A 26,986-nucleotide genomic window follows, 5' to 3' on the forward strand; every position below is an offset into this window, starting at 1 on the left:
CACCCGTCCGGTGACGATAGCCAAGAGGTCCCACCCGTTCCCATGCCGAACACGGAAGTTAAGCTCTTGTGCGCTGATGATAATTGGGGGGCGACCCCCTGTGAAAGTAGGACGTTGCCGGGCTAATTATTTATAAGTTTTATAGAAAATTTGATCTCCAAGAGATCAGATTTTTCTTCTATATACTATACATGCTTCCTTAGCTCAGCTGGTAGAGCGCATCCATGGTAAGGATGAGGTCACCGGTTCAAATCCGGTAGGAAGCTCCATTACACAAACGCTTAACCTCTTGGGATGGTATAATCACTCAAGAGGTTTTTATTGTATATGGAGCTTACGGCTGGGTTGAGCTTAGTATAATAGGGAGTCAAATGAAAGTTCTTATAAGCATGGGTATGTTACCTTCTTATGAAGAACATAAAACGACGAATCAACAGAAGGAGAAGATAGCTATGGAAGCAAAAACGTATGAACGAGACGAATTAGTAGGTTATCCAACGGCACCAACTTTATCTCAAACGAGAGTGCTCCGCATTGATAAGGGAGAAGAACTGGTGATGCTTGTTGAAATCACTCTGGCTGCCTGCTTTGATATGGGGTTTGATCCGGTGGACGGGGAAGAGCATATCCACGATTTTCTATGGGATCAGGGGCTCACTTTCATAGACAGTGAAAAGCCGACAGAGCAGAAACGGCTTGTGATCGCTTCTATAGATATTAAAGAAGGCCGCGTGAACAGCAAGTATTCAGACATGCTGAAAGCATTTGACATCGTTTAAACATACAGCAAAGGCATCCTCCATAAGAGAGGATGCCTTTTTATTTGTTGGTAAACTCAATGCGGCTCATCAGCTTTCGAATGCCGCGCGGTAGAAAATAAGCGAGCGGAAATGCCACAATAAAGGCAAGCAGCCAGGAACGCAGCCATAAAGGAAACCAGGCCGTAAAGCCGTTGTTTACTAAAAGCATAATCAGTGAAATAAGTCCGGACATGCCAAACGCCATCAAAAACGTGAAGATTAAATGCTCATATCGTTTATTGATTTTCATGTTGTTTCTCCTTTAGCCTGTCTCTTTTGCGAACGTCTCGTGACACAGTATACTATAGAAACAAAAAAAGGCATAAAAGAACGTTTTAAAGGGCGTGCCAGTTCTTTCAGGAAAACATGTGCTGTACTTTCTCGAAATAGGCCTCTGCGCCCTCCCTTTCTTTCAAAGCTATAAACTCCTTGGCATCTTCTCCAATCACATACCGAAGCTGAGGGCTTTCATCGGTGGCGGCCTGGTAGATTTCCTCAGCCACAATAGCAGGGGAAAAGCCACCGTTCGACAGCTGTTTCATTTTCTGCAGCAGGTCGCGACTGTAGGTTTTATAGTCTTCCAGGCTGTTGTCTTCAAAAAAAGCCATTGACCGGCCGCTGAAGTCGGTCAGGACAACGCCTGGTTCAATTAGTTTGACCCGGATGCCCTGTGAACCTAATTCAAATGCGAGGGATTCTGTGAATCCCTCGACGGCAAATTTCGTAGCGTGATAAAGAGAGGTAATCGGAAGTACGACCCGGCCCCCGGCAGATGTGACATTCATAATCAGCCCGTCCTGCCGCGATCGGAAATGGGGCAGGAGGGCTTTGGTAACATCCATTAAACCGAAGACGTTCACATCAAACTGCCGGCGGATCTCACTGTCGTCAGCCGCCTCAAATATGCCCGTTGATCCATAGCCTGCGTTATTTAATAGAACATCTATCGCACCAAATTCCAACAGTGCTTCTTGTACTGCTTGTGCTATCGTTTCCTTTTTTTCAACATCGAGACAGAACAGCTTAATGGATGGATAGGCTTGTAGCTCTTCCTCCTTTTCCGGCGTTCGCATCGTAGCTGCTACATTCCAGCCTTTTTTCGCAAAGTACACCGCAGAAGCTTTTCCGATACCTGACGAGGCCCCGGTAATAAAAATCGTTTTCATTTCTTGTCCCCCTTTATAATTAAAACGTATCTCCGCTTATAGTTCCCTGTTTGTTTAAAAAATCCTTTTTTCCATGCCGGTAGATTATTGTTATAAACGTCTTTAAAAAGGGTACAGTCATTAGTTGGCTATATGTAATAAAGGGGTGGTTATTTGTCACAGGAAAAAAAGAATGAAAAGGAAAAGTCTTCATCAGGGATTGAACTAAAAGATCCACAGAATATATTGACGATTATTGGACTGGCGGCGGCACTTGTACTTACATACTTTGCTTATTTTTATTCCGGGTGGTCTCTTGTATTGTTGTTTTGGATCGGAACAGGTATAGGGTTTACGCTGTTTCATGCCCGTTTTGGATTTTCTGCAGTATACCGGGAAATTGTCGAAAGCGGAAATACACAGATGCTGCGTGCCCACATGCTTATGCTGGCGATCGCAGCCACATTATTCATGCCTATTTTTGTGTTTGACCTCGGATGGTTTAATGCTACGCCCGAAGGAGCCGTTTCGGCTATTAGTGTCGGACTTGTTGTCGGATCGTTTCTATTTGGATTTGGCATGGAAATGGGAAGCGGCATGGCGCCGTCTTCTTTATACAAAGCAGAAGGAGGCCGTTCTGCCATGATGTGTACGCTCCTGGGATTTTTGACGGGAGCCGTTATCGGCGCTTCTCATTTTGGATTCTGGAATGACACGCTTCCGGCAGGTCCGGATATTTCGCTGGCGGTTGATACAGGACTTGGTTATGTCGGAGCCTGGCTTCTTTCCCTGCTCGTTTTTGCAGCGGTGGCAGTCGGTTCCTATATGTACAAGAAAAGAAAAAAACCGCCTGTGCTGCCTGCTCTTCCGGCTGCGGTTGGTTGGAGAAAAGTATTTTTTGGATCATGGCCATTGTGGGTTGGAGCGCTTCTGCTCGCTGTATTGAACGCGGCAGCACTAATGGTGCAGGGCGAACCGTGGAAACTGACGGCAGCCTTTATTTTATGGGGATCCCAGCTCGTGGAGTTAACAGGGATAAATGTAGAGCAGTGGCAGTACTGGGTTGCAGAAGACCGACTGGCCGCGCTCCAGCAGACGATCTTTATGGATGGAACCAGTGTGCTGAACCTGGGTGTTATCACAGGCACGTTCCTTACGATGACTATCGGCGGGCTCGTCCGCTTTGAACGCATTCCACGGCGGATCGTGCTTTTGGCTTTAGGGGGAGGTCTCCTGATGGGATATGGAGCCAGTATTTCCTTTGGAGCCAACGTTGGGGCTTACTTCAGCGGCATTGCCTCTTTCAGTCTGCATGCGTGGGTATGGACCTGTTTTGCGGTACTGGGCGTATACAGTGCCTACTTCTTAGAAAAGAAGCTGCAGCTTACTCGATCAAAAAAAGAAAAATAGAACAGAGGAAAAGCAGGAAGGGACCCGGTCTCTTCCTGTTCTTTCATACATAACGACGGTTGACATATAAATTTTTCTGCATTAGTATATAAGCAAATAGTTATATAGTGATGGAGTGATATTAGTGGAACGATTACAGGCAGAAAGCCTAAACAGTACCCGCTATTTGTTTTTTACAGGCAAAGGCGGGGTAGGCAAGACAACGACAGCTTGCGCGATCGGTACTTCTTTAGCAGACAGGGGAAACCATGTGCTGCTCGTAAGCACCGATCCTGCTTCGAACCTGCAGGATGTGTTTGAACAGAAAATCGAGCAGACAGCTACAGCGATTGCTTCTGTCCCGGGCCTGCATGCGATTAATCTCGATCCGGAAGAAGCCGCAAAAATATACCGGGATTCGGTAGTCGGTCCGTACCGGGGGCTTCTCCCTGAAGACGCCATTACAAATATGGAAGAACAGCTTTCAGGAGCCTGCACGACAGAAATTGCTGCGTTCGACGAATTCTCGCACCTGCTTACCGATAAACCGGTTGCAGATGCCTATGACTTTGTTTTATTTGATACAGCACCGACCGGCCATACGCTGCGTCTGCTGCAGCTTCCGCTTGCCTGGTCTTCTTTTCTGGAAACGAGCGACCATGGTGCTTCATGTCTTGGACCACTTTCGGGACTCGAAGCCAAGAAAGACTTATACCAAGATGCGCTTCATACGTTAACGGATCGAGAAAAAACATCATTAATTCTGGTAGCAAGACCGGACGTGTCTTCTTTAAAAGAAGCGGAACGGGCAGGGCGGGAGCTTCAGGATATTGGCATAGTGAACCAAAAACTGATAGTTAATGGGTTGTTTCAGCGCGGCACAGAGGACGCTACAGCCGTGCAGCTCGAACAGGGCCAGCAGAAAGCCGTAGATGCCATGCCGGCATTTTTTGCAGATAAAAAGCAGTATTACCTTCCGCTCTTTGGTTTTCATTTAACGGGAATGGATTCATTAAGGCGCCTCTGGAACGAAGAGGAGGCCGGGAGCCCGGCAGCTTCTGAAGAAGAGCGGCAGCCGCTTGTACTTCCTTCACTGTCTTCGATTGTCGAAGAGCTGGCTCCGCTTGAAAAAGGTGTCTTCATGACAATGGGAAAAGGCGGTGTCGGTAAAACGACCGTTGCAGCTTCTGTAGCGGTGGAACTGGTGAGAAAAGGGTTGAAGGTCCATTTAACTACGACAGATCCGGCCAATCATTTATCCTATGCCGGTCTTACAGAAGACATGAAAGCAAAATTAAAAATAAGCAGCATCGATCCAAAGCAGGTCGTCGCTGATTATAAAGCAAAGGTACTGACGGACGTTAGAGAAGATCTGACAGAAGATGAATTGGCCTACATTAAAGAGGATCTGGAGTCGCCATGCACAGAAGAAATTGCTGTTTTTCAGGCATTTGCCGAAGTAGTAGAGCAGGCGGACAATGAATTTGTCATTATCGATACGGCGCCGACCGGCCATACACTGTTGCTGCTTGATTCCGCGGGTTCTTATGAAAAAGAAGTAGAAAGAAGCAGCGGCTCCGTTAATAAGGCGGTTACCAATCTGCTGCCGAGACTGCGCAATCCGAAGGAGACCTTTGTAGCGGTTGTCACCCTTCCCGAAGCAACACCGGTGCTTGAAGCAGAAAGACTTCAGGAAGATCTGAAACGGGCTTCGATTCAGCCGTACTGTTGGATTATTAACCAAAGTCTGTATGGGGCCGGAACGAAAGATCCTGTTCTGCAGGGGCGCAGCGCCGCAGAGTACAGATGGATAAATAAAGTGAATACAGAACTTGCAGAGCGTGCCGTCCTGATTCCCTGGAAACCGGCCGGAACCGCAGCAGCCTCTACGCAGAGCGTTTAGAAAGGGGAAGGAATTAATGGAAACAAAGAACCTATTGGAAATAGAACGCACCGCTGTTATTTTGAAACTGATGGGAGACAAGACAAGGCTCACCATGCTTCGTCTTCTTGCTGATCATGACTGCTGCGTATGTGAATTTGTAGAAATTTTTGAGATGAGCCAGCCTTCTGTCAGTCAGCACGTCCGAAAAATGAAAGACGTCGGCATGGTGAAGGAACATCGAAGAGGGCAGTGGATTGTGTACTCTTTGAACGATTCATTTGAAGGATATGATTTGGTGAAGGATATGCTTGAATACGTTCCTGATCAAAATCACCATTTAGAAGAACTCATTGCAGCAGGCAAACGAATCAGCTGCTGCGAATAATATCAGGGAGTGTTTGAGACGATGGAAGTAGGACTCGCGAGTATCATCTTTCTCGTTACGCTGACGCTGGTTATCTGGCAGCCAAAAGGATTGGGTATTGGCTGGTCTGCGTGCGGGGGAGCTATTATAGCTTTATTGATAGGAATTGTTTCTTTTCAGGATGTACAGGATGTAACCGGAATCGTGTGGAACGCCACATTGACGTTTGTTGCCCTTATTATCATTTCGCTTATTTTAGATGAAATAGGATTTTTTGAATGGGCCGCGCTGCATATGGCCAGGCTTGCCAAAGGCAGCGGCATTAGGATGTTTATTTACATTATCCTGCTGGGATCGGTGGTGGCGGCTTTATTTGCCAACGACGGAGCAGCATTAATTTTGACGCCTATTGTACTGGCGATGGTCCGTAATCTTCATTTTAAAGAAAAAATGATTATGCCCTTTATTATGGCCAGCGGCTTTATTGCAGACGCTACGTCTCTGCCGTTGATTGTCAGTAACCTGGTTAATATTGTATCAGCTGACGTATTCGGTATTGGGTTTGTAGAATATGCCACCCGTATGATCGTTCCAAACTTCTTTAGTTTGGGAGCCAGTATTCTTGTGCTGTGGATTTACTTCAGAAAAGACCTGCCGGATCGTTACAACGTGGCTGATTTGAAGGCCCCGGCGGATGCTGTGAAAGATGCAAAAATGTTTCGGCTGTCCTGGTTGATTCTTGGTCTTCTGCTGGTTGGTTATTTTGGAAGTGAATTTCTGGAAATTCCAGTATCGCTTATTGCCGGCGGCATTGCGATTGTATTTCTGCTGGTGGCCAGAAGAAGCGAAGCTGTTAATACAGCGACTGTAGTCAAGGGAGCGCCGTGGGCGATTGTGTTCTTTTCCATCGGTATGTATGTGGTCGTTTACGGCCTTCGTAACGTAGGTTTGACAGGAGTTCTTGCCGAAGGAATTCAATGGACGGCAGAACACGGCATGTTTGCGGCGACCATCAGCATGGGCTTTATCGCAGCCATATTGTCCTCTGTGATGAACAATATGCCAACAGTACTTATTAATGCGCTCGCGATTCAGGAGACGGTGACGTCCGCTGAGATCAGGGAAGCGCTGATTTATGCCAATGTAATCGGTTCGGATCTGGGGCCGAAGATTACTCCTATTGGCTCGTTAGCCACGCTGCTGTGGCTTCATGTATTAAAGCAGAAAGGCTTTAAAATCAGCTGGGGTTATTACTTTAAGGTAGGAATTGTACTAACAGTCCCAACGCTGCTTATTACGCTGATCGGCCTTTATTTATGGCTGGTTCTTATTTTATAATCAAAGGAGAGAAAAAAAGATGGAGAAAAAAACGCTGTATTTCTTATGTACAGGTAATTCGTGCCGGAGCCAGATGGCAGAAGGCTGGGGAAAAGAGCTGCTCAGCAGTGAGTGGGAGGTAAAAAGTGCAGGCATTGAGGCGCACGGCCTGAACCCCAATGCGGTAAAAGCAATGAATGAAGTGAATATCGATATTTCCAATCAGACATCTGACATGATTGATACAACGGTGTTAAACAATGCAGATCTTGTTGTTACTCTATGTGGAGACGCAGCGGACCGCTGTCCAACGACGCCTCCTCATGTGAAGCGCGAACATTGGGGATTTGATGATCCGGCAAAAGCGACGGGAACAGAAGAAGAAAAATGGCAGTTTTTCCAGCGCGTCCGTGATGAAATCGGCGGCCGCCTGCAGGAATTTGCCAATACAGAAAAATAAAAGAGAGGGGATAATATCATGACATCCATTAAAATGTATGATCCTTCCATGTGCTGCTCTACAGGGGTTTGCGGGCCGACCACTGATCCCGAATTGACGAGAGTTGCGACAGCACTTCATATGCTGCAGGGGAAAGCCGAGATTGAACGCTACAATCTAAGCGCGGAGCCGCATGCATTTATTGAAAACCGCGATGTGCAGCAGATTCTTCAGAAAGAAGGGGTGGACGCGCTGCCTCTTACATTCGTTAACGACGAGTGCCGCCTGAAGGGGAGGTATCCTTCCAACGCTGAACTGGCTGAATGGACGGAAACAACCCCGGACGACTTAAAAGAAAAAAAGTCAGGGTTTACGATTGACCTTATGCAAAAATAAAAAGAAAGATGCCGAGAGAATCCGGCATCTTTCTTTACGTTTGGAGCATGCGTTTCACTGTGCGGTAGTACAATTCGGTGCCGGCAGCAATGTCTGCATCAGTGCTGAACTCTGCCGGATTATGGCTGATGCCCTTTTCGGAGCGGACAAAAATCATGCCGTAATCACAAACCCGGGAGAGGGGAAGAGCATCATGAAAGGGGCCGCTCATAAGATGTGGAATGCTGTCCGCCCCCATGCCGAAAGCCTCCTCTTTCATATAATTCATAATCCAGTCCGCGCAATAACGGGGATCGCTCCTCGTATCTTCCTGCAGGTCGAGCTCAAGTCCCCGGCGTTCGCAGATCGCATAAAGTTCATCCATGAGCTTTTGTTCACAGACGCTGCGGCGTTCGAGGTCAATATCACGCAGATCAATAGTAAAGGAGACGGTTTCCGGAATAATATTCCGTGAATTCGGAAACAGCGTCATGTTGCCCACCGTTCCTACCGTAGGCGCCGGTGAATGTTCAGAAACAATAGCATGCAAAGCTGTGACAGCCTCTGCGGCGCCGAGAAGGGCATCCTGCCGCAGGTGCATCGGCACAGATCCTGCGTGCCCGGCAAATCCGGTAAAGGTTGCCGTCAGCCATAGAGGGCCGGAAATGCCGGTTACGATGCCGATCGGCTCATTTTTTTCCTCCAATATGGGTCCCTGCTCGATATGCATTTCCAGATAAGCCCGAATAGAATTCCTGGGATAAACAGAGGAGCTGAACTGTGAAGGGTCGCAGTTCATGCTGAGCAGCGCCTTCCGGCGCGATACGCCGTTCTCATCGGTACGCTCGAGCTCTTCTTCGGTCACCTCGCCTAAAATACCGCGGGAGCCAAACAGTCCTTTGTTGAACCGGGCCCCTTCTTCGTCGGCAAATGCAATGACGTCTACAGGCCAGGGAGGTGTTATTCCTTCCTCTATGAGTGTCTGTACGCTTTCTAATGCTCCCAGAACGCCTACAGGGCCGTCGAACCTTCCGCCATAAGGCTGACTGTCAATATGAGAGCCAAGCATAAGTACGGGGGCTTCCGGATCCTTTCCTGCCCAACGGCCAATGAGGTTGCCGAAATGATCTATTCTTGCTTTAAGACCGGCCTCCTCCATCCATGCTTTTACCTGCTCAATCCCTTCCACGTCTTCCGGAGAATGAGCCAGGCGCCGTACGCCGGTGTCCTGAATTTTTCCGATCCGGGAGAGGGTATGAATGCGGTTTGTTATTCGTTTTTCATTAATGTGAGAAGAACTGCCAACTGTCATGTGATCCCTCATTTCTTTAGTATGAAAAAGGATATGGGATCGATTTTACAGAAAAAACGCAGCAGAGGCATTAGACATAATGTAACGAAATGTTTTGAATTGTTTAACATTAAGGAAGAGGGCATAAGTATTTAAAGATTTGATTCAAGAGAAGAGGGGAAAAGAGGCAGGGGCACTCCTGCTTTTATATGGGTGTTTCTGCTATACTGTAACGAGCGATAAATACTACAACGCAAAGGAGTCAGCACCTATGATTGATCTGCATACCCACATTTTACATGGTATAGATGACGGCCCAAAAACAATGGAGGATTCCGTTGCACTGGCCCGGTCGGCGGTGGAAGCAGGGGTTGAATCCCTCGTGGCAACTCCTCACCATCGTAACGGCATGTTTACAAACAGCGGAGACATGATCCGCAGCAAAGTACAGGAATTAAATTCCCTGCTTGAATACGAAGAAGTCCCTCTTGAAATAAAACCGGGACAGGAGATTCGTATTAACGGGGACATACTCGAAGAGTTGAAGGCCGGAACGGCGCTTACCCTCAATGACAGCCGCTATTTACTGATTGAACTTTCTTCGGTGGAAGTGCCTTCTTATTTAAAGCGACTTTTTTATGACCTTCAGGTGGCGGGCTATATTCCATTAATTGCCCATCCGGAACGAAACAAGACTTTTGTGTCAGAACCGGGAAAGCTGTTTGATATTGTAACAAACGGAGCCATTACCCAAATTACAGCGGAAGCTCTGTCAGGAAAAGGAGGCAAAGCGTCCCAGCAGTTCTGCGAAACGCTGATTGAACATAATCTGGCCCACATTATTTCTTCTGATGCCCACGGCATTGACCACCGTCCGTTCGCTTTAGCTGAAGCCTATGCCCATGTAGATGACGTATTTGGCCCGGAAATAAGCAGTATGTTTAAAGAAAACGCAGCGGCTATCTTTGATGACCAGCCTGTGGGATTGGATCAGCCGGAACCATTTGAAAAAAAGAAAAAGAAGAAAATATTTGGTATATTTTAAAAAAAGAGACTCCGCCTGAGTGCAGGCTGGGGTCTCTTTTACCATCTATCTAATAGAAGAACGAGGCTGCCGAACGTTCCGTGGAACCGAAGCCGGGTTTGTAATAAGCCTGTCTTTTAAATAACTTGTTAAAGGGCGCTCGATATAGGAGTAGACCAGGCAGCCGCCTGCTGAGGAAAGAAGGATAAAAAGAAGGGTAGTCACCCACCCTCCCAACAGGTCAAACAAGGAAAGTGCGGCAAACAGCTCGGAAAGCATATCGAGAAGAACGAGGTGGGAAAGGTAAATAGAAAATGCGGCTCTTCCTAAATAATCCAGAGCCCGTGGAAGATAAATGTCCTTTCTAAGATCAATGGATCCCAGGCCGATGAGAAGAAGAACAGAAGCAGCTCCTGTCGTGAAATCAAAAGCTAAAGGAAGCCATTCGTAATGGTAGTTGGCCCAGGTGAGCGGAAATCCAGCCAACCCGGCGGCAGTGAACAGCCAGCCTGCCCTGGAAGGAAGAGGTGCGCGGAGCACAAGCCATGCACTCGCTATCCCGGCGGCAAACATAAGGTTATACTGGCTGAATGCAAAATAAACAAGCTCTTGTTCGCCGGGTACCACACCAAATGCATACACAATGGAGCCTGCGATCCAAAAGATAAAAAATCCCCGGACGAGCTTCTGCTGTTTTAAAAAAAGCAGAGAAAAGACCGCATAAAACAATACTGTGTGAATCAGAGACCAGGCAACAAGAAGGATAGGATCAAGCGCCTGATTACTCGGAAGCAGAAGCAGCGAATACCACAGTGTGGCGGCTTCTGTTTCGTGACCGGCGCCAAAATGAGCCGGCAGAAGGATAATAACCATCAGCCATACGAAGGATAAAATCCAGTACAGTGGATAAATCCGAATAAATCGCTGCAGCAGATAAGGACGGAGCTCCTCAGGCCGGGCCATTTTTTTATAATAAATATAAAAAACCATAAAGCCGGTTAACGCAAAAAAGTAGTTCACCCCGCCGGAAAGCGGATAAGCGGAAAACCCGAGAAAATTAAACTCAAAATAATACATGACGCTGGCCGCTGCATGAAACGTTACGACCATTAAAGGGACTAAAGCTCGTGAAAATTGAATAAGAGCCAGTTTTTTTCGCGGCACCGGGTTCTCCTCCTGTTTAAGTGAATGTATGTAAAAAACTGTACCACGATTTATATTCTTAATAAAGAACAAAAAAGGTCTTTTGAAAATAAAAAGCAGGAAACCGCTCTGCCACAAAGAAAGAAAAACTAAAAGAAGGAGGAGAACAGCATGAATAGTATTCATTTGATTTGTTTAGGAGTAAAAGATATCTCAGCCTCGCTGGCTTTTTACCGGGATGGCCTGGGATTTGAAACAACAGCAGAAGGAGAACAGCCTGCGATTGTCTTTTTTAATAACGGGGGCACCAAACTGGAGCTTTTTCCACTGGAGAATCTGCAAAAGGAAATAGGCGAAGCAGCAGCGGATACTGCAGAAGGGTTTCCCCGTTTTACTCTTGCTCATAATACGACCTCTAAAGAAGAGGTGAACGCAATGCTGAATCGGTCGGAACAAGCAGGAGCGGTGATTGTAAAAAGAGCAGTGGTACAAAGCTGGGGAGGATACAGCGGCTATTTTAAAGACCTGGACGGGTTCATATGGGAAGTGGCGTACGGGGAAGACTGGGAATTCGATGACCAGGGCATGCTCATTATTCCTTAAAACAGTGCCTTTTTAATAATTGACAAATAACAGCCCGTGCGATTTAATCAACACGACCCACCGTTTTTTTTGGTATGAAATGGTGTGTTCACATAAGAAAATGGGAGAAGACAGATCATGAAAAAAAGAACATACCAGGAAGGAACGCACAGGCACTTTCTGGCCCTGGCCCTTCCTTTAACCCTGGCAACGATTACGACCCCTGTTCTTGGGGCAGTAGATACTGCAGTCGTGGGTTATTTGGATTCACCCCATTATCTTGGCGGCGTGGCTGTTGCCGCCCTGATTTTTAATACGCTCTACTGGCTTTTTGGATTTCTACGTGTCAGTACATCAGGCTTTACAGCTCAGGCAGCAGGGAAAAGCTCTGCTTCGGATATGAACACATTGTTTGCCCGCCCGCTGCTGATAGCAGCCCTGATCGGTTCTCTTTTTATTGTATTTCAGCTCCCCATTAAAGAAGCAGCCTTTGCGCTGCTTCAGCCTCCGGCACAGGTGGCGGCACAGGTGGCGGCACAGGCTGATGCCTACTTCAGCTTTCGTATTTGGGGGGCACCGTTTGCGCTGATGCAGTACGTCGTCATCGGCTGGCTTGTAGGCAGCTCCAAAGTAAATATAGCGCTCCTGCTTCAGCTGGGCGCGAACGTGCTCAATATGGGACTGGACGTTTTGTTTGTGTTCTACATAGATATGGGAGCGGCCGGCGTCGGCCTTGCTACGCTGATTGCCGAAGTATCCGCCGCCGTCGCAGGACTCAGCTATATTTTATGGAAAACCAGGATACCTTTTTCTTTCTTCCGGTCCAGCGGTCTGTGGAAAAAAGAGCCTTTGCTGCACATGCTGCGCGTTAATCGCGATTTATTTATCCGGACTATCTGTCTGCTGGCAGTGTTTGGCTGGTTTACTTCTTCCGGGGCTGGATTTGGAGAAGTGATTCTTGCTGCCAATGCGATTTTATTTCAAATTCATTTTATTATGGCTTACTTTTTCGACGGCCTTGCGAACGCCGCGAGTATTACCTCAGGTCGTGCGATAGGCCGGCAGGACAAACCGCTCTTGTTCAGTACGATGAAGATAGGAATGCTGTGGTCTTCTGCAGTAGCCGCTGCCGTCACTGTTATCATGCTGCTTGCCGGACCTTCTATAGTAGGATGGTTTACATCGATTACGGAGGTTCAGGAAACTGCAGTGAAGTACAGCGGCTGGGTGGTATGGTTTCCTGCCGCTGGATTTGCCGGGCTGCTGCTGTATGGGATCTTCATTGGAGCGACGCAGACTGCTCCGATTCGCAATTCACTGATTTATTCAATGATTGTCTTTTTTATCGTGCTGTGGGCAGCCCTGCCGGTTTTAGGTAATCATGGTCTGTGGCTTGCCTTTATTGTGTTCTCCTTGTCCCGTTCGTTCGTACTCGCAGCTTACATCCCCAGGCTCCTGAGAGATTCTTTTAATGAAACAAACACCAGAGAACAGATGAGAGAAAAGAGAGCGTAATGAAAAAAGAACCTTTTCCCTTTTAGGAGGGAGAAGGTTCTTTTGTGCCTGGTTTTCTATCCCGCACGAGCAGCAAGTAAGCAAGAAGAGCCAACCCGTCTGCTGTAAAGATAACCACCCCCATAGGAACAGCCGTATCTTCCCCGGCAATACCCACTAAAGGGGCTGCAGCTGCCCCGAGAATAAAGGGAAGAAGACCTAAAAGAGCAGACGCGCTTCCGGCCCGGTGTCCCTGTGTTTCCATTGCGAGCGAAAACGAGGTGGTGGCAATGATGCCCACACAGAATACAATAACAAAAATAGGAATAACAATGCCGATTAACGGCGCTTCAATCAATGTCATAACCAATAACACGGTACTGGCTGCAAAGGTAAGGATGAGTCCCATGGAGAGCAGCTTCTTTTCCGGTACAATACCGGCCAGCCGCCCGACAATCTGGGTCCCGATAATTAAGCCGATGCCGTTCATTCCAAACAGGATACTGAATGTCGTAGGAGATACGCCGTAAATGCCCTGGTAAATGAACGGAGTCCCGGACACGTAAGCAAAAATACCGGCCATCTTAAACCCCTGCGCCAGAGAGTACCCTGTAAAGGAACGGTCTTTTAACAGCGAGCCAAACGTACGGACCGTCTCGCCGATATTGCTTTTAGATCGGTTTTCGACGGGAAGCGTTTCCGGAAGGCCCCATACTACGGTAGCAAACATCACCACGGCAATGGCACTTAACACAATGAAGATGCCGTTCCATATCGTGAACTCCAGAATAATTCCGCCGAATACGGGAGCTAAAATAGGCGCCAGCCCGTTAACGAGCATCAAAAGGGCAAAAAACTTTGTTAATTCTCTTCCCTGAAACAAATCACGGACGATGGCTCTGGATATAACGATGCCTGCGGATGCAGCAAAGCCCTGGATAAACCGGCAGATGATAAGCACCCAAATAGTGGGGGCAATCGCACAGAGGATAGAAGCTGCAAAAAAAGCAGCCAACGCTCCTAAAAGCGGGCCTTTTCTGCCCCGGACATCGCTCATCGGTCCCATCACCAGCTGACCTACAGCCAGGCCGAGAAGACAGGTAGTCAGGCTCAACTGCACAAGGGAGGCAGTAGTCTCCAGGTCATCAGAAATGGAGGGGAAGCCCGGCAGATACATATCAATTGTCAGAGGGCCAAAAGCAGCAAGAGAACCCAATACGGCAGCCATCCATAGACGACGTTTAGGAGAAAGGACCACAGCCATAAAAACGCCTTCTTTCTTTTAATATATGTTTCCATTGAATGTATACAGCAATTCTTTTATTGTAACGCAAAAGTGAAAAAAGGAAAGAGATTGCTTATTCCTCTGAAACCGCCGTCGTTTCTTGTTATAATGAAAGAAGATAGAGAGAGGCAGAGGAGGTTATCCCTTGTTGATGTGGGAAGGCGTAATAGTGGCAGGAATAATACCTCTTTTACTCATTGTTTTGCTGCTGGTAGTGCTGGCAAAACAATTTGGAGGTACGATTACCACTTATGTAAGAGATACACATTTTGATTACAGTAATTTAGAAAATGGCCAGCTTGTTCCGGCGGAGCCGGACACAGCTACAAGGCTGACCGTTACTTTATTCGTGCAGGCCCACAACAGCTCAGCCTCCACGAAGGCTGTTCATAACAGGCATATCGCCGTAAAGGATAAAACTGGTGCAGTAATCCGCATCGAACTGCTCGAACAAAAACAGATCGTGCAGGACGGGGAAAAGCAGGTGGTAAAAGAACCTGTGGGCATTATCAATATGCCGCCCGGACATTTACAGGAATGGCGGCTCGAAGGAGTCATGCTGGCCAATCAGCCGAATTTAACGACCCCGCTTGCTGCTTTTACTGATGCAAAAAGTTTTACATTTGCTTACGGTGTGCAGAAAAAGAAAGCCGGGCAGGCGAAAAAAGGAACAAAGACCCTGCAGCATGAATCGTGAAAAAATGTGTAAATTGTAACACCAGGAAGGAATTATCGTCTTAATAGAGAAATCTTTTTTAAAGCAGAAAGAGGAGGAATAGTGATGAGCTACGTAAAGAATGATCCAGAAACAGAGGAATTTATTCAATCACTCGAAGAACCCCAAAGAGAGATCTACCTATTTATGCGCAAGGAGTATGACATCTTGACAGAACAGGGTGAGCATTTCGATGAAGCAAAAAATGATGAATATGTAGAACAAAAAGCGAGCGAGCATTTTGATATTTCGTCAGAAGAAGCAGGAAATGTTTTTGCTAAAACAGAATCACAGATCCGTTCCTTCCAAAATTACAAAATTTAAGCTGACTTTCTGGTCTTATCCTTATACGTATATAACAAAGTCCTCCGGTTTCGGGGGACTTTTTGTGTGTATCTGAATTTCACACGCATCGCTCATCAGAGCCGGTTTCTTTCTGGAAAAAACAGGGTAATTTAAAAGAAGAATGAGAAAGGGGCTTATGAATGCCGATATTGGAAAAATCAGTCGTTCTGGACTATACCTATAAAAACAGGCAGCAGCATTCTTTATCCATCTGGCTTGCTGTTCCCCCTCAAATGGCCTGCCAGCAGGTAAAGAAGATAACGTACTCTAAAGAACCAGAGCATCATTCCAAATACCTGGGACAGGAGCTTGCGTTTTATCGACTCGCTCCGGGGGAGGCAGTTTATGTAAGCACGGAAATGAATCTGTACGCCTCTTCCCTTGAAGAAGAGGAGGAGCCCGAGAGCTTGTCCCCGGAAGAAAAAAAGTTCTATCTGCGGGATACTTATTTAAGTCCGGTTAATGAATCCATGCGTGCAAAAGCGTTAGCGGCAGCGGGGGAAGGAGCCGATCCTATGGATAAACTGCAGGGCTTGTTTGAACATATTTACTCTACATATACATATCACTTCCCGCCTAAACGACGAGGAGCACCTTTTTTTTTAGATGAAGGAAAAGGGGACTGCGGGGAGTTCTCCTTTCTTTTCTGCTCCTATGCCCGTGCTTTAGGAATTCCCTGCCGAACGGTCATCGGAGCATTCACAAAAAAATTTCAGCCGCACGTATGGAATGAATGTTATGTAGACGAATTCGGCTGGGTCCCTGTAGACACGAGTGTGGCTGCGTCGTTGAAAAAAACCGATACTTTAATGAGACATCCGCTGCAGCGGGGGGAAAGTACGAGGGTTTTTGATTATTTTGGAGACTTTTCAGGACGCCGTGTGGTGTTTTGTCTTGATGCGGAATGGCCGCTTTCTCCAGAATATCACGATGCCGATGTGCCGGACGGCTACCAGCTCAGCACGTTCGGTAAAGAAGACTTTGCCTACGGCTTTCAGAGTCTTGACGGCGCAGCCCCTTATCTCCAGCCTATTTATACAAAGTTCGAAGACGAGCCGTTCCCTGGGAAGATTAAAGACGTGCTGGGTACCTGGAACATCGGCGATGCCAGCCTGTATCTGCAGAGTCTGCTGAGGGTGAAGCAGGCTTCTTATTACTTGTTTATCACAGCGATGATTGCCGGGTTAGCAGCTATTCCACTGACGGACCATTCTTACTTCCTGGCTGCAGGATACATAACAGGTGCGGTGGGACTTGGTGCTTCTATTTTAAGAAAAGAATATAATGGATTGGTTATACTAGGATTTTTTGTTCTAGTGCTCCTTTCGGTTCTATACCTAATCGTATAAGACATCATTGACAAAAAGAAGCGGCTCCCATTATGCTGATAACAGAAGTTACCCTACGGAAAGAGAGGTACCCTGCCAATGAAGCAGTAATCCTGATCAAGAGACGTGCCTATCATAAATGATGAAAAGCAGTAAACGTCTAGACAGGATTAGTTTGTCTTCATAGGGTACCTTTGTGCAGCATGCATATTTCCTAATAGGAAACGAGTGCCTTTTTGACAACGGCTGATCCTCTCTAGCACATCTAGGGAGGTTTTTTTATGTTGGCAGCTGAAATAATAAACGTGGAAAAAAATCACGGCACCCGCCGAATTATTCAAAACGCAAATTTAAAAATATATGAGAACAGTCGAATCGGTATTGTCGGAAAAAACGGAAGTGGTAAATCAACACTTCTTCACTTAATTGCCGGTATGGACGAGCCGGACAAGGGAAAAGTGAATCTGTCGTGGAAACCGGCGGTTATTCCACAGATGGAGCAGACTGAAACGTTCTTTCTAACCGCGAAAGAAAAAGAAATCTGGGGAATTCCCGGTATGGACGGCACAAATAGGAGCGGGGGAGAAGAAACGAGGAAGAAAATCGCAGAGGCGTTCTCGGCAGATACACGAATTCTCCTGGCAGATGAACCAACCAGCCATTTAGACATTCAAGGAATCAAACAGCTGGAAAAAAACCTGCAGCGTTATCGCGGAGCCATCGTACTGGTTTCCCATGATGAAATGCTGTTGAATGCCGTCTGTGCGGTAATCTGGGAAATAGAAGACGGTATGATTACAGAATATCCGGGAAATTACAGTGCCTATCAAAACCAGAAACAGCAAGAAAAAAAGCGGAAAGCAAAAGAATACGAAAACTATCATAAAGAAAAGAAGCGACTCGAAGCAGCTGCGGAAGCAAAAGAAAAGCATTCCCGCCAGTTGAAAAAAGCGCCGAGCCGCATGGGGAATTCGGAAGCCCGCCTGCATAAACGCAGTGTCGGCCGCCAAAAAGCTAAATTAAGCCGGGCCGGGAAGTCAGTAGAAAAACGAATCACTCAGCTCGATCAAAAAGAGAAGCCCTTTGAACAAACCGCTTTGAGTTTTGAACAGCAGCCGTTTACTCCGCTTTACGGAAAGTCGGCTGTATTATTAGAAGAAGGCAGTATTTCCCGTAACGGCCGGCTGCTGTTTCATATGAAACGCGCAGATGTGACGCCTGGTACTAAGTTAGCTGTCATCGGTGCTAATGGATGTGGAAAAACAACGCTTCTGCAAAAAATATATCAGCAGGCAGAAGGTGTCAAAACGGCCAAGCCTGCTGTGATAGGAAGCTTCGATCAGCAGATTTCCCAGCTTAACCTGCAAAAGTCCGTTCTGGAAAACGTGAAAGAGGACAGTCCTTATACCGAAACATTTATTCGAACGGTGCTGGCCGGCTTTCAGTTTAAAAAAGAAAAGGTCCATCAACCTATGGTTTCTGTCAGCGGAGGAGAACGAGTGAAAGCGGCTTTACTAAAAGTTATGATGGAGCCTGCTAACCTGCTGCTTCTTGACGAACCGACCAATTATTTAGATGTCGAAGCAAAAGAAGTATTAAAAAAACTAATTCAAACGTACCCTGGCACCATTATTTTTGTTACGCATGATAGAGAGTTTACGGCCGGTACGGCGACACATGTAATGGAGATTAAATCAGGTAAAGCTGAAATAAAGAGGATGGCCGAGCCGGAACAGCTCCCAGACGGAGAGGCGGCAGAAAATGAGGCACTGCTGGAAATGAAGATAACAGAAGTGCTCAGCCGCCTGGGACAAGCAGAGGATGAAGAGAAAATAAAACTGGATCAAACCTTTCAGAAGTTATTAAAGCAAAGAAAAGAGCAGCGCTGAGCTGTTCTTCTTTTTTTGAACTGGTATCCCCTCCTGATTAAAAAAATAAGGATATATATACAGTGGTTGTCAAAAATCACGAAGGCTCCCTTTAGAAAGAGTAAGCCTAAAATAACCAGGAGGCGATGAGATTGTACAGAAACTTAGCTCAGCTTGTAGATGTTAGAGGGCAGGTCAAAAGAAACGGATCGTTTGCTTCGAGATCATGGTCCCAAATTACAGGTATTGCCCGTCATCACTCAGCAACAACGTCAGGAGACGCATTTTCGTTTGCCAATTATCACGTCGATACACTCGGCTGGCCAAGCGTCGGTTACCATTTTGTCATTACAAGAAACGGGACAATTCAATGGGCAAACAGCGTAGACCGCGTTTCCTATCATGTAGGAAATAATAACACTCCATTGATTGGGGTTTGTCTGGTAGGCAGCGGTTCTTTCACTGCGGCGCAGGAACAATCTTATTTTGATCTGGTGACAGCTCTTCGAAGCACAAGCGGTATTAATGTATCCGTCGCGAACTTACGCGGACACAATGAATACCCGGGTCATACTTCCAACGCCTGTCCTGGTATCAACATGGATATGGTACGAGCAGCCATAACGAACGGACATCCAGTAGGGAGCCCCGGACGCCCGGTGCTGCGCAGAGGCGACAGCGGGTCGGAAGTGCTTATTCTGCAAAATGATCTGCTGGCTGCCGGAGAAAGCCTTCCGCAGTTCGGGGCGGATGGGGATTTTGGCGCAGAAACGGAAAATGCCGTACGTTCTTTCCAGCGAAAAGCGGGCCTTACCGCGGATGGCATTGTTGGTTCCCAAACCTGGAACGCACTTGACCGGGAAAAAGTAGAAGGGCGACTGGTATTTGTTACCGCTGCTTCAGTAAATGTTCGTTCGCGTCCTTCTTTTGCTGCCGACGCTGTAGCCGGCCAGGTGTTCCAAGGCGAAGCATTTACGGTGGTGGAGATAGTGGCTGTGCCAAACAGCTCGTCTACCTTGTATCGCCTGGTGTCCGGGCTCTATATTACGACAAATGAAAGCTATGTAACGCTTCGTTAACAGGAAGGTGTTTAGTAAAATGAAACAAAAAAATACCAAAAAAATATTGTTGTATAACGTACCGCTTATCGCCCTGGCTCTTGGGACATTCTTTGGGCTGAATAACTTAACAGAAATTGAAACTGCTGTGTCGGCGCTTGTTTCCTCTATTTTTGCGGTGCTGGCTTCTATTGGCATTTACTCGAGCAATGAGCAGCTTACCGTAAGATCCTCCAAAAACTAAAATGCCTGATTTTTTGTATTGGCACATTTTTAAATGGGGTTTTTAGCAAAAGGAAATGTTTTTCGCAACGAAAAGTTGTATTACGTTTAGGGAATAGATAATTAACTAACAGTCAAATTTCATGAAACGAACGATGAATATGCCAGCAATGTAATTACGCTCTCCTATATTCAACGAAGAAGAGTTGGCAGTGGATATATTTGATCGTTTAAAAGTCCACCAGAACAGCAGAAATAGTGATCAATATGCAGGAGGCTATTCTGTATACGATGATGATACCCATGTTTTTGATAATCTGCTGCCCTTACTGGCGGAACAGGAGCTGCGCAAAAATGAGTTAATTTAAATCCATTACTAAACAAAGATCTGCTGCAATTGCAGCGGATCTTTGTTTTGGCCTGCCTTTTTGGAAGCTTAGAGCGGAGGTGAGGAATATAAAGCCCGCCGCAGTTCTGCTGCAACGATGTTCCATGCTGCAACAGCTTCTTTTTTAGGACCGGTGTTCATAAATGTATGACCGCAGTCTTTAAATAATTCATAACGGACCGGAACCTGTGCTTCTGTCAGTTTGTTAGAATAACGTTCTATTTCAGGGCGGAAGGCATCGTGTTCACCGGCAATGATTAATGCCGGAGCCACTCCGCTTACGTCTGCTGCAAGCACAGGGGAGGCCAGCGGGTGGGAGGCTTGTTCGATTGTCGGTACATAGCAGGCATTTAAAAATCCGGCGGCCTGCGGGTACTTTGCCCGCAGTGGATCCGGCTCGGGCTTATCAGCATGGGGAGTAATGAAGTCCAGCATCGGTACAGAAAGAACCTGCAGCAACGGCTGTTTTTCCCTGCGCTGTTTAAGCAGCAGACAGACAGCTGCTGCCAGGTTGCCGCCGGAGCTCTGGCCGCCGACTGCTATGTTATCTGTATTGATTCCCAGGGTACGACCGTTGCTGCGCAGCCATTGGATTACTTGATAACATTCTTCAAGAGCTCCTGGAAAAGGTGTTTCAGGGGCCTTACTGTAGTTAACGTTAACGACCACAGTGCGAGCCTGGTTAGCTATATACCGGCAGTATGGGTCGTCCATGTCTTTGTTATTCATAATAAAAGCTCCGCCGTGCAGGTTGATATATACGGGCAGCGGTTCATTTGTGGATGTTAAAGGATAATAGCAGGTGAGACGCAGCGGGTGACTGTCTGTTTCAAGTGAAATGTCCTGTACCTTTTGGACGGCTTCCAGATCCACCATGGATCTGCCTGCGTCTTTATCAGGAAGGACGCGTAGTATGTTTGCAGCAATTAATTTCAGCATAAGGAGTCCTCATTTCTTTTTTTACTTATACCCTTCTCCGCTGAAATATAATCGAAGCAAGGGCTATAGAGAGTAATTTCCAGGTGAAACGGGTATATTAGAGAAAGGAAAAAAAGTCTGTTACCGCTTCCTTTTTATTTAAGGAATACACACAATTTTATTATAAAGGAGTCTGCAATCATGTCCGAACACGTAACTGTTATCGGCGGAGGACTGGCAGGTATGGCATCTGCGATCCGTTTAGCCGGAGAAGAGTATAATGTAACGATTATTGAAAAAGGAGAACGCCTTGGCGGCAAACTCAATCAACGGGTGGGAAAAGGGTATATTTTTGATACCGGCCCGTCTATTTTGACGCTTCCCTGGGTGCTGGAAGAATTGTTTGAATCCGTTGGTAAAGACGTGCACGACTATTTAGATATACAGCGCATTGAACCAGGCTGGAGAACCTTTTTTGAAGACGGTACGAAAATTGACTTAACGAGCGACCTTCCTAAAATGCTGGAAGAATTAAAAAAGGTATCAAAAGATGATGCCTCCCGCTTTTTTGAGTACCTGGATTACTGCAATAAAATGTATGATTTGAGCATGAAGTCTTTTTACCGGGATAGTATTTCAGGCGTGTCGGATCTCCGGGCCAACCATTCCCTGAAAGAGATGTGGGCTATGGATCCGTTTCATTCCCTAAACCAGACGACGGAACGGTTTTTTAAGGATAAGCACCTGCAGCAGTTGTTTAATTTCCTCATTATGTATATCGGCTCTTCGCCTTATGAGGCTCCTGCCATGTTGTCCCAGATGACCCATGTCCAGCTGGGCGTTGGTGTTTTTTATGTACAGGGAGGCATGTATAAGATAGCAGAGGCTATGGAAAGCGTGCTCGAGGAGCAGGGCGTGGATATTCGCCTGAACACGGAAGTAGAGAAAGTAGTAACTAAAAAGAAACAGGTAAAAGAAGTCCATTTAGCGGGCGGTGATGTGCTTACTCCGGATCTTGTTGTATCGAATTTGGAAGTGATTCCTTTTTATGAGCATTTGATGGAGAGCAAAAAGCTCCGTAAAAAAGCTCTGGCCGACCGCAAAAAATTTGAGCCTACAGTATCCGGCCTCGTGCTCCTGCTTGGAGTGGACAGTAACTACGATAAGTTATCCCACCATAACTTCTTTTTCTCTGAAGATCCTGAAAAAGAGTTTCACCAGATTTTTAAAGAAAAGAAACCGGCCGACGATCCTACAGTATATGTCGGAATTTCTTCAAAAAGTGATTCTTCGCAGGCGCCTGCCGGCAAAGAAAATATGTTTGTCCTGACACATGTGCCGGCGCTGCAAAAAGGAGAAGACTGGAACAAAAACCTGGCCGGCTACCGCGATATTGTCCTTTCCAAGCTTGAACGTATGGGAATGACCGGTCTTCGCGATCGGATTGAGTATGAGCACACGTTTACACCAAACGATATTGAATCTCTCTACGGCTCTAATGGGGGATCTATTTACGGAGTAGTAACAGACCGCAAGCTGAACGGTGGATTTAAGATGGACACGAGAAGCAGCGTAGTAGATAATCTTTACTTTGTCGGAGGTGCAACACATCCAGGAGGCGGTGTACCGATGGTAACCCTTTCCGGCCACATGGCAGCCAATGCTATCCTGGAAAAGCATGGAAGTCCCAAAAAAGCTGTAAAATCCTGAGGTGAATAATCATGTGGTTTCTTGTAACAGCAGTACTGGTGACCCTTCTGCTTTTTTGGCAGAGGGTCTCTTTTCCTATCGTACCGAAAAAAGACACTGGAACTTATTCGGTTATTATTCCAGCACGTGATGAAGAACACAACCTGAAACGGCTGCTGCCGTCTCTTTCAGCTGTTTCTAATGAAAAGCGCGAAATCATTGTCGTTGATGATGATTCCAGCGATGGAACAAAAGAGACCGCGGCCTCTTTCGGGGTGAAAGTAATCAGTACACCTCCTCTTCCTGAAGGATGGATGGGCAAGTCCTGGGCTTGTTTCCAGGGAGCCCGGCAGGCAAAAGGAGACACTTTCTGTTTTTTAGATGCGGACACGTGGTTTTCAGCAGACGGCCCGGATCGAATGATTCGATACTTAGAACAATCGGAAGCCGCTTCTTTTGTCACGGTGCATCCTTTTCATTTTATGTATTCTTTTTGGGAAAAGCTGTCGGCCGTCTTTCACCTGGTCGTGTTTGCCTCTTCTGGAATAACCCATATTTTTGCGAAACAGAGCAAAGCCCAGGGCGGCTTTGGGCCGTGTCTCTTAATAAATCGGGATATCTATTGGGAAATGGGCGGACATGAGTGCATCAAAAAAGAAATTGTAGAACATTTAGCCTTTGCCCGAAAAGCGCAGCTGCAGGGAATAGAAACCCGAGCTTTCAGCGGCAGAGGTGTATTGAATATGAGAATGTATGAAGCAAAGCTTGGGGATGTGATTCAAGGCTGGTCGAAAAGCTTTGCTTCTGGAGCAAAAACGGCTTCCCCATGGCTGACTGCAGCAAATGTAATATGGATTACAGCCGTCGTTTCTTTTTTCGTGAACAGTCCTGAAGCTGGATGGTGGAGTCTGGCGGCCTATTTGGCCATTGCGCTGTGGCTCTACAGAACGCTTCGGGATATTGGGAACTTTCAGTGGTTCGATGCCCTGCTGTTTCCGGTATACTTTTTGTTTTTTGTAATGATATTCATCTACTCGCTGCTAAAAACGTTTTTCTTTAAAAAAGCAACATGGAAAGGCCGTAACATTGCAGGAAAGTAAGGAGAGGGGGCATTAAAATGATTTGGATAAATGCAGCGGCATGGCTTTGTATTCATTTAAGCATTGGAACTGCCGTGTATTTTCTCCCTCCCTCTGTCATAGCTTCTTTTCCATGGCTGTATAAAATTCGAAAATGGGAAAATAATGGGCGGGTATACGATGCGCTTAAAATAAAGAAATGGAAGCACCGTCTCCCGGAAGCCAGCACCTGGACAAAGCTTGGTATTCCCAAAAGTACGCTGCGTCTGCGAAAGGCGGAAGACGTTGCAGCATTTCATACGGAAGCAAACCGCTCCGAGCTTTCACATTGGCTGCAGATCCTTCCGGCTCCTCTTTTTTTCTTGTTTAATGAACCATGGGTCGGCTGGATTATGATTGTTTACGCGTTCTGCTTTAATCTGCCCTTTATTATGATTCAACGTTACAATCGGGGACGGCTGCAGCGCTGGAAAGAAAAACGTGCCTAGAGGAAATGAAAGGCCAATGCCTTCAACGATGATAGTGTGGGAAAATAAAGAAAGACTGTAAATTTCCATCATTTTTTATACAATAAATGGAAATTTAAAAGATGAGATATAGCAAAAAAACCGGGAGAAAAAACGCTTCCGGTTTTTTTTATGTTATTTTTCTTTTTTAGAAATAGTAAATGCCTGCTTCATGCCATTTTTAATAGAGAACCTGCCGTACATCAGCACGCCGCCTTTGTATATTCTGGCAGCCAGCATGTTGATAAAAAAAGCACTGGCGGTAAGAATGGTAATGATCAAGATGATTTCCCATGTCGGAACCGTAGTCATACCGATTCTTAAGAAAAGCAGCTGTGGCGTGAAAAAGGGAATATACGATAGAATTTGAATGATCGTTGCATCCGGAGCATTCAAGCCGAAAATGGCTATAAAAAATGCAACCATAGCTACGTAGATGAGCGGCTGGATCGCCTGATTTACTTCTTCTGCCCGACTGACAAGCGCTCCCAGCATAGCGGCGATACCGCCATAGAGGAAATAGCCGAGTACAATGAAAAGCAAAGCGTATAAAAGCAGGGATACTTCAATGGCTTCACTGAATAAGCCTTCCAGAATGTTATCACCGCTGATGGCATCTCCGATAAGCGCGGCGACAGCCAGTACGGCTATATTCAACAAACCGACAATACCGATACCGACAAGCTTTCCAAACATCTGTGTAATAGGGTTAACGCTGGAAACAATTAATTCCATCACCCTGGAGGATTTTTCAGTAGCTACTTCCGTTGCGATCATCGATCCAAACATAATAACGAGCAGGTAAATTGCAAAGACAAGGGCATACACCATCCAATAGGCTTGATTATGAGCTTCTTCGGTCTGCACTTCCGCGCCTTCAGTGAGAGGCTGCTCGGAAAACGATACCGGCTCGTAGATGGTGGCGAGCTGCTGCCCGTCAAGGTTCAGCTCGTTTGTAACAAACCCTTCTTTAATGCGCTGTACATCCTGGTTAATGACCTGGCCATCCTGAAAATCGCTTTCGCTTCCGTATAAGACGGCGTTCAGTTCAGACGGTTCTCCTTCCAGAGTCAGTACAAAAGCATATTCTTCCTCTTCTGCTGAAGCCATGGCCTCTTCTTCTGTACCGGAATAATTTTCATAGGCAAAAGAGCTTTCTTCATAGGAAGCGAGAGCTGCTCCCATTTCTTCCTCTTCTGATGTATTATCAATAACCGCTATGTTCGACCGTTCCCCGGCCTCGTCATCGGAAAAAGAGGACAATATGCCGGCAGCGTTCATTAATCCTATAACAAGCACAATGGTAACAAGGCTCGACCAGAAAAAGGATTTGGAGCGTACGCGTTTTGTCATCGTATGGGCAACGGTAATCCAGAAATTATTCATCGTTTTCTACACCTGCCTTATCAATAAAGATATCGTGCAGGCTGGGCTGTTCGACTTCGAATTTACGCACGAATCCTTTTTCAGCAATGCGCTGAAAGACAGGTTCTGCAATGGTCTCATCCTGGACCCGCAGCACGGCACCGTCTTTATGCTGCTGCAGGTCCAGCACGCCGGGAACCTCATGAAGAAAAGCCAGGTCGTAGTCCGCCTGCACCGATATATTTTTCACGCCGTAGGAACGCTTTATGTCCCGCAGGTTTCCTTGCAGTACGGCTTTTCCGCGCTTTAGCATAATCAAGTCTTCACACATTTCTTCTACGTTTTTCATTTGATGGCTGGAAAAAACAATAGTCGTGCCTTGCTGCTGGATATGCTGCACAGCCTGCTTCAGCATATCGGTGTTTACGGGATCGAGCCCGCTGAAGGGTTCATCTAAAATCAAAAGCTCGGGTTTATGTAGGACAGCTGCAATAAACTGGATTTTCTGCTGGTTTCCTTTGGATAATTCTTCAATTTTTTTGTTCTCATACTCTGGTACTTGAAACGTTTCGAGCCATTCTTGAAGGGCGGGAATGATACTGGTTTTTTTCATCCCTTTCAGACGCATTAAGTAAATAATCTGTTCTTTTACTGTCAGCTTGGGATAAAGACCTCTTTCTTCCGGCAGGTATCCAATTAAATTGGTGCGCTTATAGGAGAGAGGGCGGCCGTCCCAGGTCACGGAGCCTGAAGTGGGATCAAGCAGTCCGAGAATCATGCGGAACGTAGTGGTTTTGCCGGCTCCATTCGCTCCAAGCATGCCAAACATGCTGCCTTTTTCTACAGATAACGACACCCCATCTACTGCTTGATGAGAGCCGAATCGTTTCGTGACATTGTCAATAACGAGCGTCAATGGTCATACCTCCTGGCCGTAGTAGTTGGAACAGCTTAGACAGTTTCTGTCTTCTT

At 46.5% G+C, this 26,986-nt stretch carries 28 protein-coding genes, 1 tRNA gene and 1 rRNA gene; 22 read left to right on the top strand and 8 right to left on the bottom strand.

The annotated features are described in order from the left end of the window. Window positions 1-6 precede the first annotated feature (6 nt). The 3 genes from rrf (at window position 7) to AC5W14_RS03755 (ending at window position 779) form a co-directional block, all read left to right on the top strand. Window positions 7-123 (top strand): 5S ribosomal RNA (gene rrf / locus AC5W14_RS03745). A 70-nt stretch (window positions 124-193) separates the two neighbouring features. Then, window positions 194-269 (top strand) — tRNA-Thr (locus AC5W14_RS03750). 183 nt (window positions 270-452) lie between these two features. Further along, entirely contained in the window at window positions 453-779 is a 327-nt protein-coding gene (locus tag AC5W14_RS03755; protein ID WP_496193692.1) for a hypothetical protein, read from the top strand. A gap of 40 nt (window positions 780-819) precedes the next feature. Here AC5W14_RS03755 and AC5W14_RS03760 read toward each other — a convergent pair whose 3' ends face one another. Continuing rightward, on the bottom strand, window positions 820-1,050 hold the full coding sequence (locus AC5W14_RS03760; RefSeq protein ID WP_496060083.1) for a DUF2798 domain-containing protein: 231 nt from the start codon (window positions 1,048-1,050) through the stop codon (window positions 820-822). Window positions 1,051-1,156: 106 nt separating this feature from the next. Beyond that, the gene (locus tag AC5W14_RS03765) at window positions 1,157-1,966 is read right to left on the bottom strand and encodes an SDR family oxidoreductase (RefSeq protein ID WP_496193693.1); all 810 of its coding nucleotides are present in this window, start codon (window positions 1,964-1,966) and stop codon (window positions 1,157-1,159) included. Between the two features lie 153 nt (window positions 1,967-2,119). Here AC5W14_RS03765 and AC5W14_RS03770 point away from each other — a divergent pair, with 153 nt between their 5' ends. The 6 genes from AC5W14_RS03770 to arsD all read left to right on the top strand — a co-directional run bounded on the left by AC5W14_RS03770 (window position 2,120) and on the right by arsD (window position 7,735). Beyond that, a complete protein-coding gene (locus tag AC5W14_RS03770; RefSeq protein WP_496060081.1) occupies window positions 2,120-3,355 on the top strand; it encodes a YeeE/YedE family protein in 1,236 nt (411 codons plus the stop codon). Between the two features lie 124 nt (window positions 3,356-3,479). Then, window positions 3,480-5,237: an arsenical pump-driving ATPase gene (arsA, locus tag AC5W14_RS03775; protein ID WP_496193694.1), complete on the top strand. Its 1,758-nt coding sequence runs from the start codon at window positions 3,480-3,482 to the stop codon at window positions 5,235-5,237. Window positions 5,238-5,253: 16 nt separating this feature from the next. Continuing rightward, window positions 5,254-5,604 (top strand): ArsR/SmtB family transcription factor, encoded by a 351-nt coding sequence (locus AC5W14_RS03780; protein WP_496060079.1) that lies wholly within the window; start codon window positions 5,254-5,256, stop codon window positions 5,602-5,604. A gap of 21 nt (window positions 5,605-5,625) precedes the next feature. Further along, window positions 5,626-6,921 (top strand): arsenic transporter, encoded by a 1,296-nt coding sequence (locus tag AC5W14_RS03785; RefSeq protein WP_496193695.1) that lies wholly within the window; start codon window positions 5,626-5,628, stop codon window positions 6,919-6,921. Window positions 6,922-6,940: 19 nt separating this feature from the next. Next, complete coding sequence (gene arsC, locus AC5W14_RS03790; protein ID WP_496193696.1) at window positions 6,941-7,360, top strand: arsenate reductase (thioredoxin); 420 nt, start codon at window positions 6,941-6,943, stop codon at window positions 7,358-7,360. 18 nt (window positions 7,361-7,378) lie between these two features. After that, window positions 7,379-7,735 carry an arsenite efflux transporter metallochaperone ArsD gene (arsD, locus tag AC5W14_RS03795; protein ID WP_496060077.1) on the top strand — a complete coding sequence of 119 codons (357 nt, stop codon included), beginning with the start codon at window positions 7,379-7,381 and terminating at the stop codon, window positions 7,733-7,735. A 34-nt stretch (window positions 7,736-7,769) separates the two neighbouring features. On the opposite strand, the gene AC5W14_RS03800 is transcribed toward arsD, so the two are convergent. Further along, window positions 7,770-9,026 (bottom strand): M20 family metallo-hydrolase, encoded by a 1,257-nt coding sequence (locus tag AC5W14_RS03800; RefSeq protein WP_496193697.1) that lies wholly within the window; start codon window positions 9,024-9,026, stop codon window positions 7,770-7,772. A gap of 250 nt (window positions 9,027-9,276) precedes the next feature. On the opposite strand from AC5W14_RS03800, the gene AC5W14_RS03805 reads away from it, so the two are divergent. Next, window positions 9,277-10,050, top strand: a complete 774-nt coding sequence (locus tag AC5W14_RS03805) for a tyrosine-protein phosphatase (protein WP_496060075.1) — start codon at window positions 9,277-9,279, stop codon at window positions 10,048-10,050. A gap of 45 nt (window positions 10,051-10,095) precedes the next feature. Here the strand turns inward: AC5W14_RS03805 and AC5W14_RS03810 are convergent, their stop codons facing one another. After that, window positions 10,096-11,193, bottom strand: a complete 1,098-nt coding sequence (locus tag AC5W14_RS03810; RefSeq protein WP_496193698.1) for an acyltransferase family protein — start codon at window positions 11,191-11,193, stop codon at window positions 10,096-10,098. Window positions 11,194-11,343: 150 nt separating this feature from the next. Between AC5W14_RS03810 and AC5W14_RS03815 the strand changes: the two genes are divergently transcribed. Continuing rightward, window positions 11,344-11,775 (top strand): VOC family protein, encoded by a 432-nt coding sequence (locus AC5W14_RS03815; protein ID WP_496193699.1) that lies wholly within the window; start codon window positions 11,344-11,346, stop codon window positions 11,773-11,775. A 117-nt stretch (window positions 11,776-11,892) separates the two neighbouring features. Further along, window positions 11,893-13,269 (top strand): MATE family efflux transporter, encoded by a 1,377-nt coding sequence (locus AC5W14_RS03820; RefSeq protein ID WP_496193700.1) that lies wholly within the window; start codon window positions 11,893-11,895, stop codon window positions 13,267-13,269. A gap of 22 nt (window positions 13,270-13,291) precedes the next feature. On the opposite strand, the gene AC5W14_RS03825 is transcribed toward AC5W14_RS03820, so the two are convergent. Next, a complete protein-coding gene (locus tag AC5W14_RS03825; protein ID WP_496193701.1) occupies window positions 13,292-14,512 on the bottom strand; it encodes a multidrug effflux MFS transporter in 1,221 nt (406 codons plus the stop codon). Between the two features lie 172 nt (window positions 14,513-14,684). Between AC5W14_RS03825 and AC5W14_RS03830 the strand changes: the two genes are divergently transcribed. The 7 genes from AC5W14_RS03830 (at window position 14,685) to AC5W14_RS03860 (ending at window position 20,437) form a co-directional block, all read left to right on the top strand. After that, entirely contained in the window at window positions 14,685-15,230 is a 546-nt protein-coding gene (locus tag AC5W14_RS03830) for a hypothetical protein (RefSeq protein WP_496193936.1), read from the top strand. 84 nt (window positions 15,231-15,314) lie between these two features. Beyond that, window positions 15,315-15,572, top strand: coding sequence for a hypothetical protein (locus AC5W14_RS03835; protein ID WP_496060070.1), 258 nt, complete (start codon window positions 15,315-15,317; stop codon window positions 15,570-15,572). 161 nt (window positions 15,573-15,733) lie between these two features. Next, window positions 15,734-16,942, top strand: a complete 1,209-nt coding sequence (locus tag AC5W14_RS03840; protein WP_496193702.1) for a transglutaminase-like domain-containing protein — start codon at window positions 15,734-15,736, stop codon at window positions 16,940-16,942. A 260-nt stretch (window positions 16,943-17,202) separates the two neighbouring features. Then, window positions 17,203-18,810: a ribosomal protection-like ABC-F family protein gene (gene abc-f, locus AC5W14_RS03845; RefSeq protein ID WP_496193703.1), complete on the top strand. Its 1,608-nt coding sequence runs from the start codon at window positions 17,203-17,205 to the stop codon at window positions 18,808-18,810. Between the two features lie 131 nt (window positions 18,811-18,941). Beyond that, entirely contained in the window at window positions 18,942-19,868 is a 927-nt protein-coding gene (locus tag AC5W14_RS03850) for a peptidoglycan-binding protein (RefSeq protein ID WP_496193704.1), read from the top strand. Window positions 19,869-19,887: 19 nt separating this feature from the next. After that, window positions 19,888-20,091 (top strand): hypothetical protein, encoded by a 204-nt coding sequence (locus tag AC5W14_RS03855; RefSeq protein WP_496193705.1) that lies wholly within the window; start codon window positions 19,888-19,890, stop codon window positions 20,089-20,091. Between the two features lie 184 nt (window positions 20,092-20,275). Beyond that, a complete protein-coding gene (locus tag AC5W14_RS03860) occupies window positions 20,276-20,437 on the top strand; it encodes a hypothetical protein (protein ID WP_496193706.1) in 162 nt (53 codons plus the stop codon). A gap of 68 nt (window positions 20,438-20,505) precedes the next feature. Here the strand turns inward: AC5W14_RS03860 and AC5W14_RS03865 are convergent, their stop codons facing one another. Further along, window positions 20,506-21,396: an alpha/beta hydrolase gene (locus tag AC5W14_RS03865; RefSeq protein WP_496193707.1), complete on the bottom strand. Its 891-nt coding sequence runs from the start codon at window positions 21,394-21,396 to the stop codon at window positions 20,506-20,508. A gap of 180 nt (window positions 21,397-21,576) precedes the next feature. Between AC5W14_RS03865 and AC5W14_RS03870 the strand changes: the two genes are divergently transcribed. The 3 genes from AC5W14_RS03870 to AC5W14_RS03880 are packed head-to-tail and all read left to right on the top strand — an operon-like array spanning window position 21,577 to window position 24,631. Beyond that, complete coding sequence (locus AC5W14_RS03870) at window positions 21,577-23,085, top strand: phytoene desaturase family protein (protein WP_496060060.1); 1,509 nt, start codon at window positions 21,577-21,579, stop codon at window positions 23,083-23,085. Between the two features lie 11 nt (window positions 23,086-23,096). After that, window positions 23,097-24,164, top strand: a complete 1,068-nt coding sequence (locus AC5W14_RS03875) for a glycosyltransferase family 2 protein (protein WP_496193708.1) — start codon at window positions 23,097-23,099, stop codon at window positions 24,162-24,164. Window positions 24,165-24,181: 17 nt separating this feature from the next. Next, entirely contained in the window at window positions 24,182-24,631 is a 450-nt protein-coding gene (locus tag AC5W14_RS03880; RefSeq protein ID WP_496060058.1) for a glycosyl-4,4'-diaponeurosporenoate acyltransferase CrtO family protein, read from the top strand. A gap of 153 nt (window positions 24,632-24,784) precedes the next feature. Here the strand turns inward: AC5W14_RS03880 and AC5W14_RS03885 are convergent, their stop codons facing one another. Continuing rightward, complete coding sequence (locus AC5W14_RS03885; protein ID WP_496060057.1) at window positions 24,785-26,035, bottom strand: ABC transporter permease; 1,251 nt, start codon at window positions 26,033-26,035, stop codon at window positions 24,785-24,787. Further along, window positions 26,028-26,930: an ABC transporter ATP-binding protein gene (locus AC5W14_RS03890; RefSeq protein WP_496193709.1), complete on the bottom strand. Its 903-nt coding sequence runs from the start codon at window positions 26,928-26,930 to the stop codon at window positions 26,028-26,030. Before AC5W14_RS03890 ends, AC5W14_RS03885 begins: the two co-directional genes overlap by 8 nt. Window positions 26,931-26,986 lie beyond the last annotated feature (56 nt).

It is taken from the genome of Sinobaca sp. TMA16-18, assembly GCF_059510535.1.